Annotated in this window: 17 protein-coding genes and 1 pseudogene; 11 read left to right on the top strand and 7 right to left on the bottom strand. The window is 73.1% G+C overall.

Going from position 1 to position 16465, the window contains the following annotated elements; genetic code table 11:
* Position 1 precedes the first annotated feature (1 nt).
* From FIV44_RS23405 to FIV44_RS23420, 4 genes are all read left to right on the top strand, one after another.
* The gene (locus tag FIV44_RS23405) at positions 2-1153 is read left to right on the top strand and encodes an acyl-CoA dehydrogenase family protein (protein ID WP_181411253.1); all 1152 of its coding nucleotides are present in this window, start codon (positions 2-4) and stop codon (positions 1151-1153) included.
* A 179-nt stretch (positions 1154-1332) separates the two neighbouring features.
* Positions 1333-1881 carry a hypothetical protein gene (locus tag FIV44_RS23410; RefSeq protein WP_141006546.1) on the top strand — a complete coding sequence of 183 codons (549 nt, stop codon included), beginning with the start codon at positions 1333-1335 and terminating at the stop codon, positions 1879-1881.
* 69 nt (positions 1882-1950) lie between these two features.
* Positions 1951-2730 carry a class E sortase gene (locus FIV44_RS23415; RefSeq protein ID WP_141006547.1) on the top strand — a complete coding sequence of 260 codons (780 nt, stop codon included), beginning with the start codon at positions 1951-1953 and terminating at the stop codon, positions 2728-2730.
* Positions 2731-2813: 83 nt separating this feature from the next.
* Positions 2814-3374: an LPXTG cell wall anchor domain-containing protein gene (locus tag FIV44_RS23420; protein WP_219996151.1), complete on the top strand. Its 561-nt coding sequence runs from the start codon at positions 2814-2816 to the stop codon at positions 3372-3374.
* 295 nt (positions 3375-3669) lie between these two features.
* Here the strand turns inward: FIV44_RS23420 and FIV44_RS23425 are convergent, their stop codons facing one another.
* Entirely contained in the window at positions 3670-4965 is a 1296-nt protein-coding gene (locus FIV44_RS23425; protein WP_181410784.1) for a glycoside hydrolase family 6 protein, read from the bottom strand.
* Positions 4966-5088: 123 nt separating this feature from the next.
* Here FIV44_RS23425 and FIV44_RS23430 point away from each other — a divergent pair, with 123 nt between their 5' ends.
* A complete protein-coding gene (locus FIV44_RS23430; protein ID WP_139622113.1) occupies positions 5089-5232 on the top strand; it encodes a DUF1059 domain-containing protein in 144 nt (47 codons plus the stop codon).
* Positions 5233-5251: 19 nt separating this feature from the next.
* Here the strand turns inward: FIV44_RS23430 and FIV44_RS23435 are convergent, their stop codons facing one another.
* Positions 5252-6115 (bottom strand): crotonase/enoyl-CoA hydratase family protein, encoded by an 864-nt coding sequence (locus FIV44_RS23435; RefSeq protein WP_141006550.1) that lies wholly within the window; start codon positions 6113-6115, stop codon positions 5252-5254.
* 38 nt (positions 6116-6153) lie between these two features.
* Positions 6154-7299, bottom strand: coding sequence for an LCP family protein (locus tag FIV44_RS23440; protein WP_141006551.1), 1146 nt, complete (start codon positions 7297-7299; stop codon positions 6154-6156).
* A 23-nt stretch (positions 7300-7322) separates the two neighbouring features.
* Here FIV44_RS23440 and FIV44_RS23445 point away from each other — a divergent pair, with 23 nt between their 5' ends.
* The gene (locus tag FIV44_RS23445; RefSeq protein ID WP_141006552.1) at positions 7323-7829 is read left to right on the top strand and encodes an acyl-CoA thioesterase; all 507 of its coding nucleotides are present in this window, start codon (positions 7323-7325) and stop codon (positions 7827-7829) included.
* Here FIV44_RS23445 and FIV44_RS23450 read toward each other — a convergent pair.
* Complete coding sequence (locus FIV44_RS23450) at positions 7819-8706, bottom strand: LysR family transcriptional regulator (RefSeq protein WP_141006553.1); 888 nt, start codon at positions 8704-8706, stop codon at positions 7819-7821. The two genes, FIV44_RS23445 and FIV44_RS23450, sit on opposite strands and share 11 nt — an antisense overlap.
* 86 nt (positions 8707-8792) lie before the next feature.
* On the opposite strand from FIV44_RS23450, the gene FIV44_RS23455 reads away from it, so the two are divergent.
* Both FIV44_RS23455 and FIV44_RS34200 read left to right on the top strand, forming a co-directional pair.
* Complete coding sequence (locus FIV44_RS23455; protein ID WP_181410785.1) at positions 8793-9776, top strand: threonine ammonia-lyase; 984 nt, start codon at positions 8793-8795, stop codon at positions 9774-9776.
* Between the two features lie 681 nt (positions 9777-10457).
* Positions 10458-10865: pseudogene (locus FIV44_RS34200) on the top strand (LCP family protein); the annotation flags it as partial.
* 846 nt (positions 10866-11711) lie between these two features.
* Here the strand turns inward: FIV44_RS34200 and FIV44_RS34205 are convergent.
* Positions 11712-12545, bottom strand: coding sequence for an inositol monophosphatase family protein (locus FIV44_RS34205; protein WP_425465138.1), 834 nt, complete (start codon positions 12543-12545; stop codon positions 11712-11714).
* Here FIV44_RS34205 and FIV44_RS23470 point away from each other — a divergent pair.
* A complete protein-coding gene (locus FIV44_RS23470) occupies positions 12528-12923 on the top strand; it encodes a hypothetical protein (protein ID WP_141006556.1) in 396 nt (131 codons plus the stop codon). The genes FIV44_RS34205 and FIV44_RS23470 overlap by 18 nt on opposite strands.
* Positions 12924-12942: 19 nt before the next feature.
* On the opposite strand, the gene FIV44_RS23475 is transcribed toward FIV44_RS23470, so the two are convergent.
* Positions 12943-13395, bottom strand: a complete 453-nt coding sequence (locus FIV44_RS23475; protein ID WP_141006557.1) for a hypothetical protein — start codon at positions 13393-13395, stop codon at positions 12943-12945.
* A 140-nt stretch (positions 13396-13535) separates the two neighbouring features.
* Between FIV44_RS23475 and FIV44_RS23480 the strand changes: the two genes are divergently transcribed.
* Positions 13536-14444, top strand: coding sequence for a glycosyltransferase family 2 protein (locus FIV44_RS23480; RefSeq protein WP_246086576.1), 909 nt, complete (start codon positions 13536-13538; stop codon positions 14442-14444).
* Positions 14441-15331 carry a glycosyltransferase family 2 protein gene (locus FIV44_RS23485; RefSeq protein ID WP_141006558.1) on the top strand — a complete coding sequence of 297 codons (891 nt, stop codon included), beginning with the start codon at positions 14441-14443 and terminating at the stop codon, positions 15329-15331. The genes FIV44_RS23480 and FIV44_RS23485 overlap by 4 nt, the downstream gene beginning before the upstream one ends.
* Here FIV44_RS23485 and FIV44_RS23490 read toward each other — a convergent pair.
* Entirely contained in the window at positions 15240-16376 is a 1137-nt protein-coding gene (locus FIV44_RS23490; RefSeq protein WP_181410786.1) for a phosphatase PAP2 family protein, read from the bottom strand. The genes FIV44_RS23485 and FIV44_RS23490 overlap by 92 nt on opposite strands.
* Between the last annotated feature and the right edge of the window lie 89 nt (positions 16377-16465).

The raw sequence follows: 16465 nt of genomic DNA on the forward strand, positions 1-16465 counted from the left end.
GATGTACGCCCTGTCCGAGGAGCACCAGGCCATCCGCGAGGCCGTGCGCGCGGTCTGCGACGCGAAGGTCGCGCCCTTCGCCGCCGAGGTCGACGAGGAGGCCCGCTACCCCCGCGAGGCCGCCGAGGCGCTGCAGGCCGCCGACTTCCACGCCCCCCACGTCCCCGAGGAGTACGGCGGCGCCGGGGCCGACGCCCTCGCCACCGTGCTCGTCATCGAGGAGGTCGCCCGCGCCGACGTGTCGGCGTCCCTCATCCCCGCGGTCAACAAGCTCGGCTCGCTCCCGGTCATGATCGGCGGCTCCGAGGACCTCAAGCGGAAGTACCTCGGCCGCCTCGCCGCGGGGGAGGGCTTCTCCTACTGCCTCTCCGAGCCCGACGCCGGCTCCGACGCCGCCAACCAGCGGACCCGCGCGGTCCGCGACGGCGACGCCTGGGTCCTCAACGGCACCAAGCGCTGGATCACCAACGCGGGCGAGTCGGAGTTCTACACGGTGCTCGCCACCACCGACCCCGACGCGCGCTCGAAGGGCATCTCCGCCTTCGTCGTCGAGAAGTCCGACCCGGGCCTGTCCTTCGGCGCCCCGGAGAAGAAGCTCGGCATCAAGGGCTCGCCCACCCGCGAGGTCTACTTCGACAACGTGCGGATCCCCGGCGACCGGATCATCGGCGAGGAGGGCAAGGGCTTCGAGTACGCCATGAGGACCCTGGACCACACCCGGGTCACCATCGCCGCCCAGGCGGTCGGCGTCGCCCAGGGCGCCCTGGACTACGCGCTCGACTACGCGCAGTCCAGGAGCCAGTTCGGCAAGGCCATCGCCGACTTCCAGGGCCTGCAGTTCCTGCTCGCCGACATGGGCATGAAGGTCGAGGCCGCCCGCCAGCTGACGTACGCCGCCGCCGGCCGCTCCGAGCGCGGCGACAGCGATCTCACCTTCTTCGGCGCCGCGGCCAAGTGCTTCGCCTCCGACGTCGCCATGGAGGTCACCACCAACGCCGTCCAGGTCCTCGGCGGCTACGGCTACACCCGCGACTACCCGGTCGAGCGGATGATGCGCGACGCCAAGATCACCCAGATCTACGAGGGCACCAACCAGGTGCAGCGGATCGTGATGGCCCGCCAGCTGCTCGCGGGGGTCCAGAGCACCCTCTGACGCAGGCCCGCCGAGCGGGCGAGCAGAACCTGTGACCGGGCGTCGCAGCAACAGGACGAAATATCTGCCGAGCCCCCGTAACAATTCTCACAGCACCGAGTTTGACCAGTCAGATTCGCCCATCACACCGGGGCGATGGGCGGAGCGTCCTTTTTTCATCTTTCGGGAGATGGGGTCTGATGCGTCGTTACCTGGTCCTGTGGGGTGCTGTCGCGGCACCCGCCGCACTCCTGCTCGCGCTGGCGGGAGTGGGGAGCTCCGCGGCCGCTGATCCCTACACGCCTGCCGTGCCGACGTCGTGCCGGATCACCGTCCCGACCGCGGTCGTCGGCGACCGGGCGGTCGTCCGGGTCCGGGTGACCGCCGCCGGCAACGTGCAGCCCACCGGCAATGTCACCGTCGAGATCGACCGCGTGGCCGCGCGTCAGGCGGCCCGGTCCGCGGCCGGCTGGAGCAAGACCGTGCGCTACGACGGCGCGACCGTCGAGATCCTCGGTCCGCGGCTGACCGCGGGCGTCCACCGGGCGAGGGCGACGTTCGTGCCGGACGACCCGGTCCAGTTCGCGCGCTGCCGTGACAGCGCCCAGGTCCGCGTGGGGTCGGACGAGACCGGCGGCGGCGGACCGCTGCCGAACACCGGGGGCCCGCACCTGGCGGTCCTGCTGGCCGGGATCGGGCTCGTCGTGACCGGCGGCGGGCTCGTGGAGCGGGGTCGCCGCCGGGCGTGACAGTCGCGTCCGCGTCGCGTTGGATGGGGTGGGGCCGTCCGACGCGGGGCCCTGTGGAGGAGGGATCCCATGACGCAGACGGACGTGCCCGAGGGCTCCGGCCCGGGGGCCGACGCCGGGGCCGGCCCCGCGCCCCAGCGGGTACGCCGGCGCCGCTCGCGCCCGGCGGACGGCTCGTCCGCCACGCCCCCGACGACGACCCGCCGCCGGGTCTCCTTCTGGCTGGGCTGCGGCCTGATCGCCGCCGGCCTGGCCGTGCTGGGCTGGGTGGCCTGGCAGTTCTGGGGCACCAACTGGCAGTCCCACCAGCGCCAGGGTGAGGTCCGCCAGGCCCTGCAGGCCGGCTGGGGCGACGGCCAGGACGTCGTCCGCACCGACTTCGGCAACGCCACCGCGATCCTGCACATCCCGAAGTTCGGCAAGGACTACGCCGTCCCCGTCCTCGAGGGGTCCAGCCAGGAGGTCCTCGCGGCGGGCGTCGGTCACATGGAGGACACCGCCGAGGCCGGGGCCGCCGGCAACTACGTGCTCGCCGGCCACCGGGTGACCCACGGCGAGCCGTTCGCCGAGCTGCCGTCGTTGGAGCCGGGCGACGAGGTGATCGTCGAGACCCGCGCGGCGACGTACACCTATGTCCTCGACACCGGCGGCGAGGACCTGATCATCCCCTTCACCCAGACCTGGGTGCTCGACGAGAGGCCGGTCAACCCGCGCTCCGGCGGCATCCAGCCGCCCGACGACGCCGGCGACCACCTGATCACCCTGCTGACCTGCTCGGAGATCTTCCACACCGACAACCGGTCGGTCGTTTTCGGCCACTTGGTGGAGTCGACTCCCACCGGCGGGTGAGAACGCACTAGGATCGTGCCAACGCACCACCCGTCACCTTGAACACGCCGGGTTGTTGCATGGGGAAAGTTCAAGGAGGACACGTGCTCAGGAAGCTGGCTGCGCTCACAGTGCTCGCCGTGGCGTTCGCCGTCGCGCCGTCGACGCCCGCGAACGCCGACGACTACACGGTGAAGATCCCGACCGTCACCCGGATCCAGGTGATCACGGCCGTGCCGGGCGAGCCGATCGTGCTGGAGGTCAGCGCGAGCGCCAACTACCCGACCCCGCCCGCCGGCGACATCGCGGTCACCGTCTCCGCCAGCGGCAGCGCCGCGCGGGGCGCCCAGGCCGTCGTCGCGAAGCCGGTCTTCACCACGACCGTCCACTTCGTGGACAAGCCGATCCGGGTCACCGGCCCTCGCCTGCCGAAGGGCCCCTACCTGGCCCGCGCCGACCTCTCCCCGGACAACGCCGACCTCTTCCTGCCGTCCTCCGACACCACCCGCTTCCGGATCGGTGCCGACGGCGGCGGCGACAACGGCGGCGGTCTGCCCAACACCGGCGGCCCCGACCTGATGTGGCTGATCCTCGGCGGAGGCCTGGTCGTCGCCGGCGCCGGCGGGGTCGGCTACGGCCGCCGTCGCACCGACGCCGCTGCCTGACCGAGCACACGAACGACGCACGTCGGCCGCCCCCTCGGGGCGGCCGACCTGCTTTCCACCCACCGGGGACCCCGCCGGCGCAGCTCGTCCGTCCGGGCACCGCAGGCGTCGGACGGCTGTCCCGCGCGGCGATGTCGGGGTGCCGTCGGCGTCTGCGCAAGGTCCGGCTCGGGTGCGTGAGAGGCGCCGACGGCGAGGTCCCCGCTCCGAGCCGCGCGGGACAGCCGGGAGGCGCCGGAGGTGCCCGGACGGACGAACCCCGCCCGCGGGATCCCGCCCCCGCGGCAGCGGAAGGCTACGGACCGAACCAGGACGTGCTGCGGGCCATGCCCAGGGCGCGGGCCGGTCCGCGCCAGTTCGCCTGCATGTGCAGCCACGGCCGGGCGAACCAGAGGAAGCCGTCGACGTGGCGCTTCGCGGCCCGGGTCGCCTCCGGGGACAGGCCCCACCGGGGATCCCCGACGCGCGAGGTCGGCGGGATGCCGAGGGTCACGCAGCCGCGACGGTCCGAGGTCGACCCGCACACCCGGGCGTTGTCGTTGACAGGCCCCTCGGCGTCGACCTCCGGCCAGGTCATCCCGTTGCCGTTCTGGGCCGTGTCGATGACGAAGTGGACGCCCTTGACCCCTCGGTCCCGGAGGATCTCCACCAGCTCGGTGCCGTAGGCGACGCTCTCCTCGGTGCCGACGTAGTGGGTGGCGTTGAGGGCGAAGCCGCGGGCGTCCTCGATGCCGTTGGCGAGCAGGAGGTCCGCGGCCTGGGACGGCCGCGGCACGCCCACCTGCGGTGTGCTGCTCCAGTCCGCCGCGCCGGCGTCGAGGTAGACGCTGGTGTTCGGCTGTGCCGAGAACGCTTTGACGGCGTGCTTGACGAGCGAGCTGGTCACCGCGCGGTTCGAGCACCACCAGAACGGCAGGTCCGGCTGCAGGATGACGGCGGTGTGCTGGCGGCCGAGGGCGCGGGCGGCGTTGGTGATCCAGCGGCGGTAGGAGTCCTGGGCGGCGGGGGAGGGGCCGCGGTTGCACACGGCGTGCTCCCAGGGGTCCATCCGGAAGATCGCGAGCTGCACGAGCACCTTGGGGTCGCCACCGGAGGCGTTCTCGACGTACTCCTTCACCACGGAGCCGATCCGCTCCGGCGACCCGCTCCAGTCACCGAGCCACAGCGACTTCGGGCGCAGCGCGATCCTGCTCAGCAGCTGCTTGTCGTTCCCGCCCGCGGCCTGGTACGCCGTCCACGTCTGCTCGAGCCCGCCCTGGTAGACGCCCCAACGCCGCTCGGCGAGCGGGTTCTTCAGGTTCTGCAGGTGCGCCGGCTGGGCCTTCTCCCAGACCTCCTTGTCCTTGACGTACGGGCGCTGGGTGCGCTGGACGTGGGGGATCGCGGTCTTCGGCTGCTCCGCCGCGGGCGGCGCGGGCTCGGCCTCGGCCTCGGGGGTGGCTGTGGTCGTCGGAGCCGTCGTCGGTACGGCGGCCGCCGGCTCCGCCGGGACCGGCTCCTGCTCGCTGCACCCGGCCAGGGCCACGGTCGCGACCAGGGCGACGAGGGACGCGAGGGCACGACGGGCGGGGAGTCGAGAGGTCGGCTGCATCGCGGTCGAGGCTACCCATGCGTCGGGCTCTCCTGCACACGCGAAGGTGCAACGGGGTACGCCCCGAAGTCGCGACCGGCCTAGACTGGAACTCGTTCCTGCTCCTCGTCCCCGGAGGTCCCGATGCCCTCGCTGCGCTGCCCCTGCGACACCACCCTGCGCGCCGACACCGACGACGAGCTGGTCGAGAAGGTGCAGGAGCACCTCGCGGCCGAGCATCCGGGTCGGGAGTACAGCCGCGAGGAGATCCTCTTCATGGCGATGTGAGCCCTCGGCTCACCGCCCGTCACCCGATCCTGGGCAGTTCGCTGGCCCTGCCGGTGAACCGCGGCGTGCGCTTCTCCAGGAACGCCGCGACGCCCTCCTTGCCGTCGGCGACGGACGTCCAGAACATCGCCAGCGAGTCGGTGAGGTGCGCCTCGAGCGGCTCCGCGGCGGCGCTGTTGCGGTAGAGCAGCTGCTTGGCCAGGCCGAGGGCGACGGGGGAGCGGTCCGTGACGAACGACCGGGCCAGGTCGTACGCCGCCGGCAGCAGCTCGTCGGGCTCGTGCAGGCTGCGCACCAGCCGGCCGGCGTGCGCCTGGTCGGCGGTGAGGATGTCGGCGGAGTAGACCCACTCCAGCGCCTGCTGGATGCCGACGATCCGCGGCAGGAACCACGACGAGCAGGCCTCGGGGACGATCCCGAGCCGGCCGAACACGAACCCGATCCGCGCCTTCGTGGACGCCAGCCGGATGTCCATGGCCAGCGTCATGGTGGCGCCGATGCCGACCGCAGGGCCGTTGATCGCGGCGATCACCGGCTTGGGCAGGGCGTGGATCGCGAGGGTGACCTTGCCGCCGGTGTCGCGGACGCCGTCGGCGTACGGCGGCTCGTCGTACGCCGCCCGGAACTCCTCGGGCGTGGGCGAGAGCGTCTCGTCGAGCCCGAACACGTTGCCGTCGGCGGACAGGTCCATGCCCGCGCAGAACGCGCGCCCGGCGCCGGTCACCACGACCGCGCGCACGGCGTCGTCGCGGGCGTCGGTGAGGAAGACCTGCAGCAGTTCCTCGGCCATGGTGAGGTCGAAGGCGTTGAGGGCGTCGGGCCGGTCGAGCGTCAGGGTGGCGATGCCGTCGTCGTCGACCTGCCAGGTCAGGGTCTCGTACACAGGGGTCCTCCGTGGTTGGGGTGCGGGATCGGCCGGGATCAGCCGTCGACGCCGGCGAGGCCGGTGGCCGTGCACAGGTCGTCGGTGATGTCGCCGGTCCGGTCCGCGGCGATGTGGCCGAAGAGCTGCTGGGCGCGCTGGGTGTCCCAGGTGGTGTCGGCCCGGGCCAGCGGCACGGTGCACGACTTCCTCACCTTGGTCATCGCCAGCGCCCAGCGGCCGGCGTCGACCGGGCCGGTGGTCTCGCCGAAGCGGAAGAAGTCGGGGACCGCGCCGTTGAGCCGCCACCAGCGGATCGGGTTGAGCACCGACCAGGGGGAGAGCACCTTGTCGCCGACGGCGGCGATCACCTCGCGCTGCTGCTGGACCCGGGCGAGGTCGGAGATCGGGCTGTACTTGCGGGCCCGCGCGTAGGCCAGCGCGGTCGCGCCGTCCACCTCCTGGCAGCCCTTCTTGACGTTGAGCCCGGAGTCCTTGTCCTTGATCCGCTGCTTCGGGCAGATCTCGATGCCGCCGACCGCGTCCACGACGCCGACGAGCCCGCCGAAGCCGATCTCGACGTACTGGTCGATCCGCAGCCCGGTGGCCTGCTCCAGGGTCTGGGTGAGCAGCGGCGTACCGCCCTTGGCGTAGGCCGAGTTGACCTTGCCGACCCCGAAGCCCGGGATGTCGAGCGGCGAGTCGCGCGGGATCGAGACCAGCGTCGTCGGCCCGGCGCCGGTGTGCAGCAGCAGGATCGTGTCGGTGAGCTCGGAGGCCGCGTCGCCGGTGTGCAGCCGCTCGCGCTCCTCGGCCGAGAGACCGGCGCGCGAGTCGCTGCCGACGAGGAGGTACGTCGTGCCGGGCTGCTCCGGCGGGCGGTCGGCCGAGGGCTCGAAGTCGACCTTGCCGACCCGGTTCCACGCGATGAGCGGGACGGCGACGAGGAAGACCAGCCACAGCACGAGGAGCAGCAGCACCAGGCGCACGTAGGTGCGCGGTCGCGACCAGCGACTGCGCCGGGGCGGACGGCCGGACGGCTCCGGGGCGGTGTCGTACCGCTGGGCGGGCGGCAGCCGCGGGGGCGCCGCGGGCGGCTGGGCGGCCGGACGCCGCTGGACCGGGATCCGGCGCGTGGGCTCGGGGTCCGATCCGCCTTGGGGCGGGCCGTAGACCCAGTCGAACTCCTCGTCGTCCCCTGCCATGGGCAGGACGCTACCGTCAGGGCGTGACAGAGATCGTCGCGGCACGCACAGCGTCCTACTCCCGCATCGAGCTGGCGTCGGTGACCTCGCGGGCCCAGGCCAACCTGCTCGGCAACATCCACGGCGGCGAGATCGTCAAGCTCGCCGACTCCGCCGCCGGCGTCGTCGCCCAGCGGCACAGCGGCGGGCCGGCCGTCACCGCCGCCCTCGACGAGATGGCCTTCCTGGAGCCGGTCCGGGTCGGCGACATCGTCCGCACCTACGCCCAGGTCAACTGGGTCGGCAGCTCGTCGATGGAGATCGGGGTGCGGATCGAGACCCAGCCGTGGGACGCGGCGACCGAGCTGCGGCACGTCGGCTCGGCGTACTTCGTGTTCGTCGCGATCGACGGCGCGGGCGCGGCGCGGGCCGTGCCGGCGCTGGAGCCGGAGACCGAGGAGGACCGCCGGCGGATGCGCGAGGCGGAGATCCGCCGGGCGCACCGGCTGGCCCGGCGCCGCGACATCGAGGCCGGCCGGGTCACCGGCTGACGGCCCGGCCGACCTCGGCGATCGCCTCGGCCACGGCGTCGACCGCGGCCGGCCGCGGGGGAGCGCCGTACGTCGAGAGCTGCACCCGGCGGTGGGCGTCCAGCGGTCGTCGTACGACGTCGCGGTGCTGGTGCGCGCGCAGCGCCAGGCCCGGCAGCACCGTCACGCCGAGGCCGCTCGCGACGAGCGACTGCACCGCGACGTAGTCGTCGCTGGCGAAGGCGATGGCGGGGGTGAACCCGGCCTCCGCGCACAGGGTGAGCAGCTCGCGCCGGCAGCGCTCGCAGCCGGTGATCCAGCCGGACGAGGCGTAGCCGCCGAGGTCGACCGGGCCCGCCGGCGGGGCGGCGGAGGCCGGGGTGACCAGGTGGAGCGGGTCGTCGAAGACGGGCACGGAGGTGATCTGCTCCGGCTCGGGCTGGTCGGGATAGGCGAAGGTGAGGGCGAGGTCGATCTCGCCGGCGCGGAGCAGCTCGTGGGCCTCGGGCGGCTCGGCCTCGACCAGGTCGAGCCGGATGCCGGGGTGCCGCTCAGCCAGGAGAGCGAGGGCGTCGGGCACGAGCGTCGCCGCGCCCGACGGGAAGGCCGCGAGCCGGACCCGCCCCGACTGCAGGCTGGTCGCGGCTGCGAGCTCGGCCTCCGCGCGGGCGAGCAGGCCGAGGATCTCCTCCCCGCGGCGCGCGAGCCGCTCGCCCTCGGGCGTCAGCCGGACGCCCCGGCCCACCCGCTGGAGCAGCACGCTGCCGGTCTCGGCCTCCAGCCGGCGCAGGTGGTGGGAGATGGTCGGCTGGCCGTAGTGCAGCTGGGCCGCGGCGCCCGACACCGAGCCGGTGCGGTGCACCGCCACCAGGGCCTCGAGGCGGCGGAGGTCGATCATCCGTCCATGATAGATCGATGGTGTCGATCGGAAAGCACGAAAGGAACTATTGGACCGATGGGTGGGTAACCCGGGACCATGGAGCCATGGCCCGCCCCGACCCGATCGAGCTGACGTACGACGGCGTCCTCGCCGCCGCCGAGGTCGTGGGCCGGGAGCTGCCGACGACGCCCCTGCAGGCGCACCCGCTGCTCGACCAGGCGCTGGGCCGCCCGGTCCTGGTCAAGCACGAGAACGTGCTGCCCACCGGCGCCTTCAAGGTCCGCGGCGGCGTCCACCTCGCCGCGCGGCTGAGCGACGCCGAGCGCGCGCACGGCCTGGTCACCTGCTCCACCGGCAACCACGCCCAGTCGGTGGCGTACGGCGCCCGGCTGGCCGGCGTACCCGCGACGATCGTGATGCCGGCGAGCGCGCCCGCGGCCAAGCGGGACGCGGTGCGCGCGCTGGGCGCCGAGGTGGTCCTGGTCGGCGCCAGCCTGGGGGAGGCCGCCGAGCACGCCCGGGCGCGGGCGGCGGAGTCCGGGGCGTCGTTCGTCTGCCCGACGGACCCGCGGATCGTGCTGGGCCACGCGACGGCGTACCTCGAGCTCTTCAGGCAGGCGCCGGACCTGCACACGCTGTTCGTGCCGGTCGGCAGCGGCACCGGCGCCGCGGGCGCCTGCCTGGTGCGCGACGCGCTCGCGCCGGACTGCCGGGTCGTCGGCGTGCAGTCGGACGCCGCGCCGGCCGGGTGGCGGTCGTGGCGCAGCGGCACCATCGAGACCGCGCCCGCGACGACCCGGGCCGCCGGGCTGGCGACGACCACGGGCTACCCGCGGACCCAGGCGGTGCTCCGCGACCGGCTCGACGACTTCGTGCTGGTCGACGACGACGCGATCGACGCGGCCGCCCGGCTGCTCGCGACCTGTGCGCACACGCTGGCCGAGGGCGCGGGCGCCGCGTCGCTGGCCGGTGCCGTCGCCGCGTCGTACGACGCACCGGTCGCGGGTCCGGTGGCGGTGGTCTGCACCGGCGGCAACGCCTCCGCCGACGAGATCGCCCGGCTCGCCGGGTCGGTCGCCGCGGCCTGAGCCGCCGAGGGTGGGTGGTCGCGGCGCGTCGCGACCGGAGTGACGCGTGGGACTGGTGATACTGGGCGGGTGCCTCAGACCGGAGCCATCGACGCGCGCATCGCCGTCGACGAACGCGCCGCTCGCGTGCGCTTCCGCCGGGCCCTGACCCTGATGGCGTTCACCCTGGTCGTGCCCGGCTCCGCGCAGCTCGTCGCCGGGAACCGGGCGATCGGCCGGCTCGCCGTCCGCGTCTGGCTGGCCTCGCTCGGCACGCTGCTCGTCGTCGGCGCCTGGAGCTGGCTCGACAACGGCTTCGCGCTCGGCCTGGCGTTCAGCCCGACCGTGATGCTGGTGGTGCGGCTCTACCTGATCGCCGGTGCGATCGGCTGGGCCGCGCTCTTCGTCGACGCCTGGCGGATCGGCCAGCCGCTCAGCCTGCGGCTCCCGCACCGGCGCGCGGTCGTCGGCGTCAACGGCATCCTCTGCTTCTCCGTCGCCGGCACCCTGCTCTTCGGCGCCCACCTCGCCGCCGCCCAGCGCGAGTGGCTGACCATGTTCGCCGACGGCGACCTCGGCAGCTCCCACGACGGCCGCTACAACATCCTGCTCATCGGCGGCGACTCCGGCGCGGACCGCTGGGGCCTGCGCACCGACTCGATGACCGTCGCCTCCGTCGACGAGAAGACCGGCCAGACCGTCATGATCGGCCTGCCCCGCAACATGCAGAACTTCCCGTTCCGCAAGGGCAGCGTCATGGACGAGCAGTTCCCCAAGGGCTTCGACTGCGACGGCTGCTACCTCAACGGCGTGAGCACCTGGGCCGGCGACCACACCGACCTCTTCGGGGACTCCGAGAACCCCGGGATCGACGCCACCGTGATGGCGATCGAGGGCATCACCGGCCTCGACATCAACTACTGGGTGATGGTCAACATGCGCGGCTTCGAGCGCCTGGTCAACGCCTTCGGCGGGGTCACGCTCAACGTCCGCCAGCGGATCCCGGTCGGCGGCCTCGGCAAGGACGTCACCGGCTACATCGAGCCCGGCGAGCGCAAGCTCGACGGCCACGACGCGCTCTGGTACGCCCGCGCTCGCGAGGGCTCCGACGACTACTCGCGGATGGCCCGCCAGAAGTGTGTGTTCTCGGCGCTGGTCTCCCAGGTCAGCCCCGCGCAGGCGCTGACCAACTTCCAGGAGATCGCCCAGGCCTCCAGCGCGATGATCAAGACCGACATCCCCGGCGGCGCCCTCAGCGACTTCGTCGAGCTCGCCCTGCGCGCCCGGACCCAGAAGATCTCCTCCATCTCCCTCGTCCCGCCGCGGATCGACACCGCCCGCCCCGACATCGACCTCATCCACCAGATGGTCGACGACGCCCTCGACAAGGCCAGCGGCCGCCCCCGCAGCAGGAGAAGAAGGCGCCGAAGCGCGAGCAGGCCGAGAAGCCCGCCGAGGCGGCCACCGAGCAGCAGTCCGACGAGCAGCCCGCCACCGTCACCGGCGGATCGCTCGGCTCCCGCAACGACGGGTACGTCGCCAACGAGACCGACGACGTCGCCGCCGCCTGCTGATCACTGGCGCGAGCGTGTCGCAGATCGTGCTCGCCGCACGGGGCCTCGCTCCGCTCGCCCCGCGGGCTTCACACGATGCGGCTGCGCCGCCGTGCGACACGCTGCCGCGCGCGCAGTCGACGTAGGCGTCGCTCAAGGCCACCTGGCGGTCAGACGCAAGATCGCAGATCGTGCTCGCCGCACGGGGCCTCGCTCCGCTCGCCCCGCGGGCTTCACACGATGCGGCTGCGCCGCCGTGCGACACGCTGCCGCGCGCGCAGTCGACGTAGGCGTCGCTCAAGGCCACCTGGCGGTCAGACGCAAGATCGCAGATCGTGCTCGCCGCACGGGGCCTCGCTCCGCTCGCCCCGCGGGCTTCACACGATGCGGCTGCGCCGCCGTGTCAGAGAGGCAGCGCGGCCACCACGGCGTCGTACGTCGCCCGGTCGGGCGCCGCGACGATGCCGCCGGCCAGCGCCTGCGGCTGGAGCGGGGTGCCGTCGTGCTGGCCGATCGTGCCGCCTGCCTCGGTGAGGATCAGCCCGCCGGGCAGGTGGTCCCAGGGCATGCTGCGGCTGTAGAGGAGCGCGCGGGCGTCGCCGGCGACCAGGTGGGGGTAGTCGACGCCGCAGCAGGCCCAGGTGAGCTCGAGCGTGCCGAGGCCGCCGAGCTCGCGGCCGACCCACGCCCGCCGGGCGGTGCGGAAGGGCGTGTCCGCGCCCGGGCCGGCGACGGTCAGCCGCTCGCCGTTGCGCCAGGCGCCGGCACCCCGCTCGGCGACGTACGACGTCGCGTGCTGGGGCTGCCAGATCCATCCGCGGGTCACCTCGCCGCCGCGGACCTCGGCCACCATGACGGCGTGGTCGGGTGAGCCGTTGACGAAGTTCTTGGTGCCGTCGACCGGGTCGACGGTGAAGGCGTGCTCGGCGGTCGCGAACCGGTCGAGCAGGGCCGGGTCGCCCGCCATCGCCTCCTCGCCGAGCACGAGCGCGTCGGGGTAGGCGGCCTGCAGCGCGGCGGTGATGAGCGCCTCGGACTCGTGGTCGGCCACGGTCACGAGGTCGCCGGGGTTCTTCTCCGCGACCTGCTCGTCGGAGAGCGTGCGGAACCGGGGGTTGATCACCTCCGCCGCCACGTCCTGCAGGAGCGTCAGCACAGCCGCGGTGTCCACGGCGCCCACGTTAGTGGGGGCGGGACAGCGTCCGTCATGCTGGGGCCCATGCGCTTCACCGAGCACGAGCTGACCGCAGCACTCGCCGGCGCGGCCAAGACCGTGCTGGCCGCGGACCGCCGCCTGCGCAAGCGTGGCGTCGACGCCGACACCGCGTGGGAGCGGATGGACCGCTACCAGCGCTTCAAGGTCCTCGACGCGCTCGGCGACCAGGTGCTCCCCGTCCTCGTCGCCCTCCCCGACGTCGACGTGGCGCCCGGCACCCGTCCGACGTACGACGACGCGCAGGTCGCCGAGGTCGTGACCGGTCTCGTGGGCCAGCGCCGAGGGCGGTTGCGGCGCGCGGTCGAGGTCAAGGCGCGCACCGCGCTGGTCCAGGCCGCGCTGGCCGCCGTCCCGCCCCGGCTGGACCCGGACGCGCTGTTGCGTCCGGACGAGTCCTGACCGGGCGCTGGCAAACTGCTCAGAGCGCGGTCTGGAGCTCGCGCAGTGCTTCGGTCGGGAAATCGTGAAGGACCCACTTCTTCCCATAGCCCACTTCGCCGTGCTGGTCCAGGACCGCCTGCGTGCCCGCCGCGATGGCCTGGCAGAAGGATCGCAGATCGCAGGTGGCGGTCAGCCGGACCTTGCCGCGCTCGTCCGGGAGGCGGTTCCAGTCGCTGTCGAACCAGAGCACGCGGACGTCGACCTGGGCGCCCCGTGCCTGCAGCACCCAGCGGAACTCGCCGGGCTCCTCGGCCCAGGACACGCGGACCTCTGCTGCTCCGCGGGCCAGAGCGAGGGTCGCTCGGACCAGATCGCCCAAGGCGTCGTCCAGGTCGGACGCGGTGAGTGACGCCACGACAGGTCCGATCGCCAGTCGTGCCTCGCTCCATCCGATGCCGGTCAGCCGGTACTCGAACTCGACCGGACTCATGGTCGTCCGGCCGCACAAGCGAGGTGCCCGCTGGCGACGCCGGCGTGGGGGAGCGGACGGTCAGGGGGCATCCACCGAGCGTAGGGGGCGGTGGCGTCCGGCGACACGGGTTTCGGCGCGTGCCCAGTAGGGTGACAGCCGTGCGTGTGCAGGCCGTCGTGGTGACCTACAACCGGCTGGCGATGCTGCAGCGCCTCGTCCCGCGGCTGCAGGAGATCGCCGGCCTGGAGCGGATCCTGGTCGTCGACAACGCCTCGACCGACGGCACGGGGGAGTGGCTGGCTGCGGTGGCCGACCCGCGGGTCCGCCACGAGACGCTCGCGACGAACACCGGCGGTGCCGGCGGCTTCCACCACGGCCTCGGGTGGGCGGTGCGCGAGGGCGCCGACCTGGTCTGGCTGATGGACGACGACGGCCTGCCCGCCCCCGACTGCCTCGACCTGCTCCTGCAGCGGCAACAGCGCGACGGCCTGGAGTTCTGCGGGCCCGCGGTGCTCGCCGAGCAGGACCCCGCCCGGCTGTGCTTCCCGATCCGGCTGCCCGGCGGCACGCGCGTCGTCCACGAGATGGCCGCGGTCGAGGCGGCCGCGCAGGACGGGCTGATCGACGACGTCGTGATCCCGTTCAACGGCGTGCTCGTCACCCGGGGGCTGGTGGAGCGGATCGGGCTGCCGCGCGAGGAGTTCTTCATCTGGGGCGACGACGTGGAGTACCTGTGGCGCGCCCAGCGGGCCGGTGCCCGGATCGCCACCGTCGTCGACGCCCACTTCCTCCACCCGGCCACCGACGACCTCGGCACGCCGATGATGCGCGGGCGCACGACGTACAACCACACCCCGAGCGACCTCAAGCACTACTGCATGGCCCGCAACAACACGCTCAACCTGCGCGACTACCGCGGCTGGCCGTTTGTGCTGCTGTTCTGGCTGAAGACCGTGTGGTTCTACCTGTTCACGCGACCGCAGCCGGCCCGGATCCCGCTCAGCGCCCGCGCCGCCGCCGCCGGCCTCCGGGGCGACTTCGCCGGCCACCGGAGGTACCTGCGATGACCGAGCGGGTCGCGGTCGTCGTCGTCACCTACAACCGCGCCGACCTGCTGGAGCGGATGCTCGCCGGGCTCGGCGCGCTCGACCGCGCTCCCGACGCGGTGTTCGTCGTCAACAACGCCAGCACCGACCACACCCGCGAGGTGCTCGGGCGCAGCACGCTCCCCGGCCTGGTCCCGATCCACACCGCCGACAACCTCGGGGGAGCGGGCGGCTTCCGGCTCGGGCTGCAGACGGCCTACGAGCAAGGGTACGACGTCATGTGGCTCATGGACGACGACGTGGTCCCGGCCCCCGACTGCCTGACCCGGCTGCTCGAGGTCGACGGGTCGTGCCTGATCGCGGTCCGGGAGGATCGCACCGGCGCGCTCGTCGAGAAGGCCGCGATCCGCTTCGACCTGCGCAACCCGCTGGCGATCCGGCCCAAGACGGCCAGCGTCGACTCGACGTACCCGAGCCGGGCGGCGATGCCCGCGACGGTCGAGGTCGAGAACGTCGCCTTCGAGGGCTTCCTCGTCCGGCGCGAGGTGATCGACCGGATCGGCCTGCCGGACGCGTCGTACTTCATCTTCTACGACGACGTGGACTTCGCGATCCGCGCCCGCCGGGCCGGCTTCCCGATCCGCGCGGTGCGCGACGCGGTGCTGGTGCGCCAGCTCGACTTCGACCAGCAGCACGACCTCGCCGGCTGGAAGGGGTACTACATGTACCGCAACCTGTTCGCCGTGCACTTCCGGTACGGCGAGAACCCGCTCGCGCGGCTCAAGCCGGTGCTGGTCGCGCTGGTGGTGGTCCTGCTCAGTCCGCTGCGGGGTGGTCGGGCAGAGGCGCGGAACGTGACGCGAGCGCTTCGGGATGCGCGCCGGATGCGGGTGCCACCGGCGCGGTGACCGGATCGGGCACCAGTCGGGCGCGCAGGCCGACCCGGTTGCCGGTGGCGATCCCGGCGATCCAGACCGCGAAGGCGCCCAGCGCGGCGCCGGCGATGACGTCGATGAAGAAGTGCCAGCCCAGGTAGACCGTCGCGAGCGAGGTCAGGCCGAGGAACACCCACGAGCTGACCCGCACCCAGCGGGGCAGCCGGATCAGCTCCACGATGAGGCAGATCGTCATCATGATGCCGACGTGCAGGGAGGCGAAGGCCGCGATCGTCTGCAGGGTCCCGGCGCCGACGGGATCGGCCAGGACCGCGACCCGGTCGCCCCACATGCTCTCCTGCAGCCTGCTGACGTAGGTCTCGGGGAGCGCGGCGAAGGCGCTGCTGTGGGAGTAGATCGGGCCGACCGTCGGGACCAGCACGTAGAGGACCGCGCCGAGCGCCCAGTCGACGGCGACGGCCGTGACGTACCACTCACCGGCGCGGGTGTGCCGGGTCCAGACCAGGGCGATCGCGATGCTCACCGGCACCAGCGCGATCCAGACGATGTAGACGGCGGAGAAGAAGTGGGCGGCCAGGCCGGTGCCGAACCAGGCGTGCAGCACGGCGGCCGGGTCGTGGCCGGCGAAGAGGAACTTGTCGAGGTCGGCCAGCGGGTCGTCGTAGATCTTCTCGTGCACGAACGGCGCCATGCTCTTCACGTTGCGGAAGGCGGCGTAGCACAGGTACCAGGCGATGACGCCGTTGAGCGCGAACTTCCAGTGCGACAGCGGCCAGCGCTCCCGCAGCACGGTGCGGAAGGTGTCGCGGACCCGGCGCGCCCAGCCCGCGCCGGGGCGGCCGGCGCCGAGGAACGTGCGGGGGACGACGTCGAGGGCGATCGCGCCGAGGACGATCGCGGGGAACCGGATGTAGCCCGGGATCAGGCTGTCCGGGTCCTGGATCGGGATCGCCTCGAGCCGCGAGAAGACGATGGTGAGGACGGCCAGCCCGAGACCGGCGAGCCAGGCGAGGGCGAACGATGGCGCGCCGCGTCCGGCCGTCTGGTGGGTATACACCAGAACAGGATATTCGTCACGTCCACCCGCTGGTGAACGGGGCGCGACCGCGCGTTGCGAATGTGGAAGGTCAGGGAACATCCGTAAAC

The organism is Nocardioides humi, assembly GCF_006494775.1.
GTDB lineage: Bacteria > Actinomycetota > Actinomycetes > Propionibacteriales > Nocardioidaceae > Nocardioides > Nocardioides humi.

Coding starts and splice junctions, on each gene's coding strand:
- FIV44_RS23405 (WP_181411253.1), top strand. CDS start 2: ATGTACGCCCTGTCCGAGGAGCACCAGGCCATCCGCGAGGCCGTGCGC.
- FIV44_RS23410 (WP_141006546.1), top strand. CDS start 1,333: ATGCGTCGTTACCTGGTCCTGTGGGGTGCTGTCGCGGCACCCGCCGCA.
- FIV44_RS23415 (WP_141006547.1), top strand. CDS start 1,951: ATGACGCAGACGGACGTGCCCGAGGGCTCCGGCCCGGGGGCCGACGCC.
- FIV44_RS23425 (WP_181410784.1), bottom strand. CDS start 4,965: ATGCAGCCGACCTCTCGACTCCCCGCCCGTCGTGCCCTCGCGTCCCTC.
- FIV44_RS23430 (WP_139622113.1), top strand. CDS start 5,089: ATGCCCTCGCTGCGCTGCCCCTGCGACACCACCCTGCGCGCCGACACC.
- FIV44_RS23440 (WP_141006551.1), bottom strand. CDS start 7,299: ATGGCAGGGGACGACGAGGAGTTCGACTGGGTCTACGGCCCGCCCCAA.
- FIV44_RS23450 (WP_141006553.1), bottom strand. CDS start 8,706: ATGATCGACCTCCGCCGCCTCGAGGCCCTGGTGGCGGTGCACCGCACC.
- FIV44_RS23455 (WP_181410785.1), top strand. CDS start 8,793: ATGGCCCGCCCCGACCCGATCGAGCTGACGTACGACGGCGTCCTCGCC.
- FIV44_RS23470 (WP_141006556.1), top strand. CDS start 12,528: ATGCGCTTCACCGAGCACGAGCTGACCGCAGCACTCGCCGGCGCGGCC.
- FIV44_RS23475 (WP_141006557.1), bottom strand. CDS start 13,395: ATGAGTCCGGTCGAGTTCGAGTACCGGCTGACCGGCATCGGATGGAGC.
- FIV44_RS23485 (WP_141006558.1), top strand. CDS start 14,441: ATGACCGAGCGGGTCGCGGTCGTCGTCGTCACCTACAACCGCGCCGAC.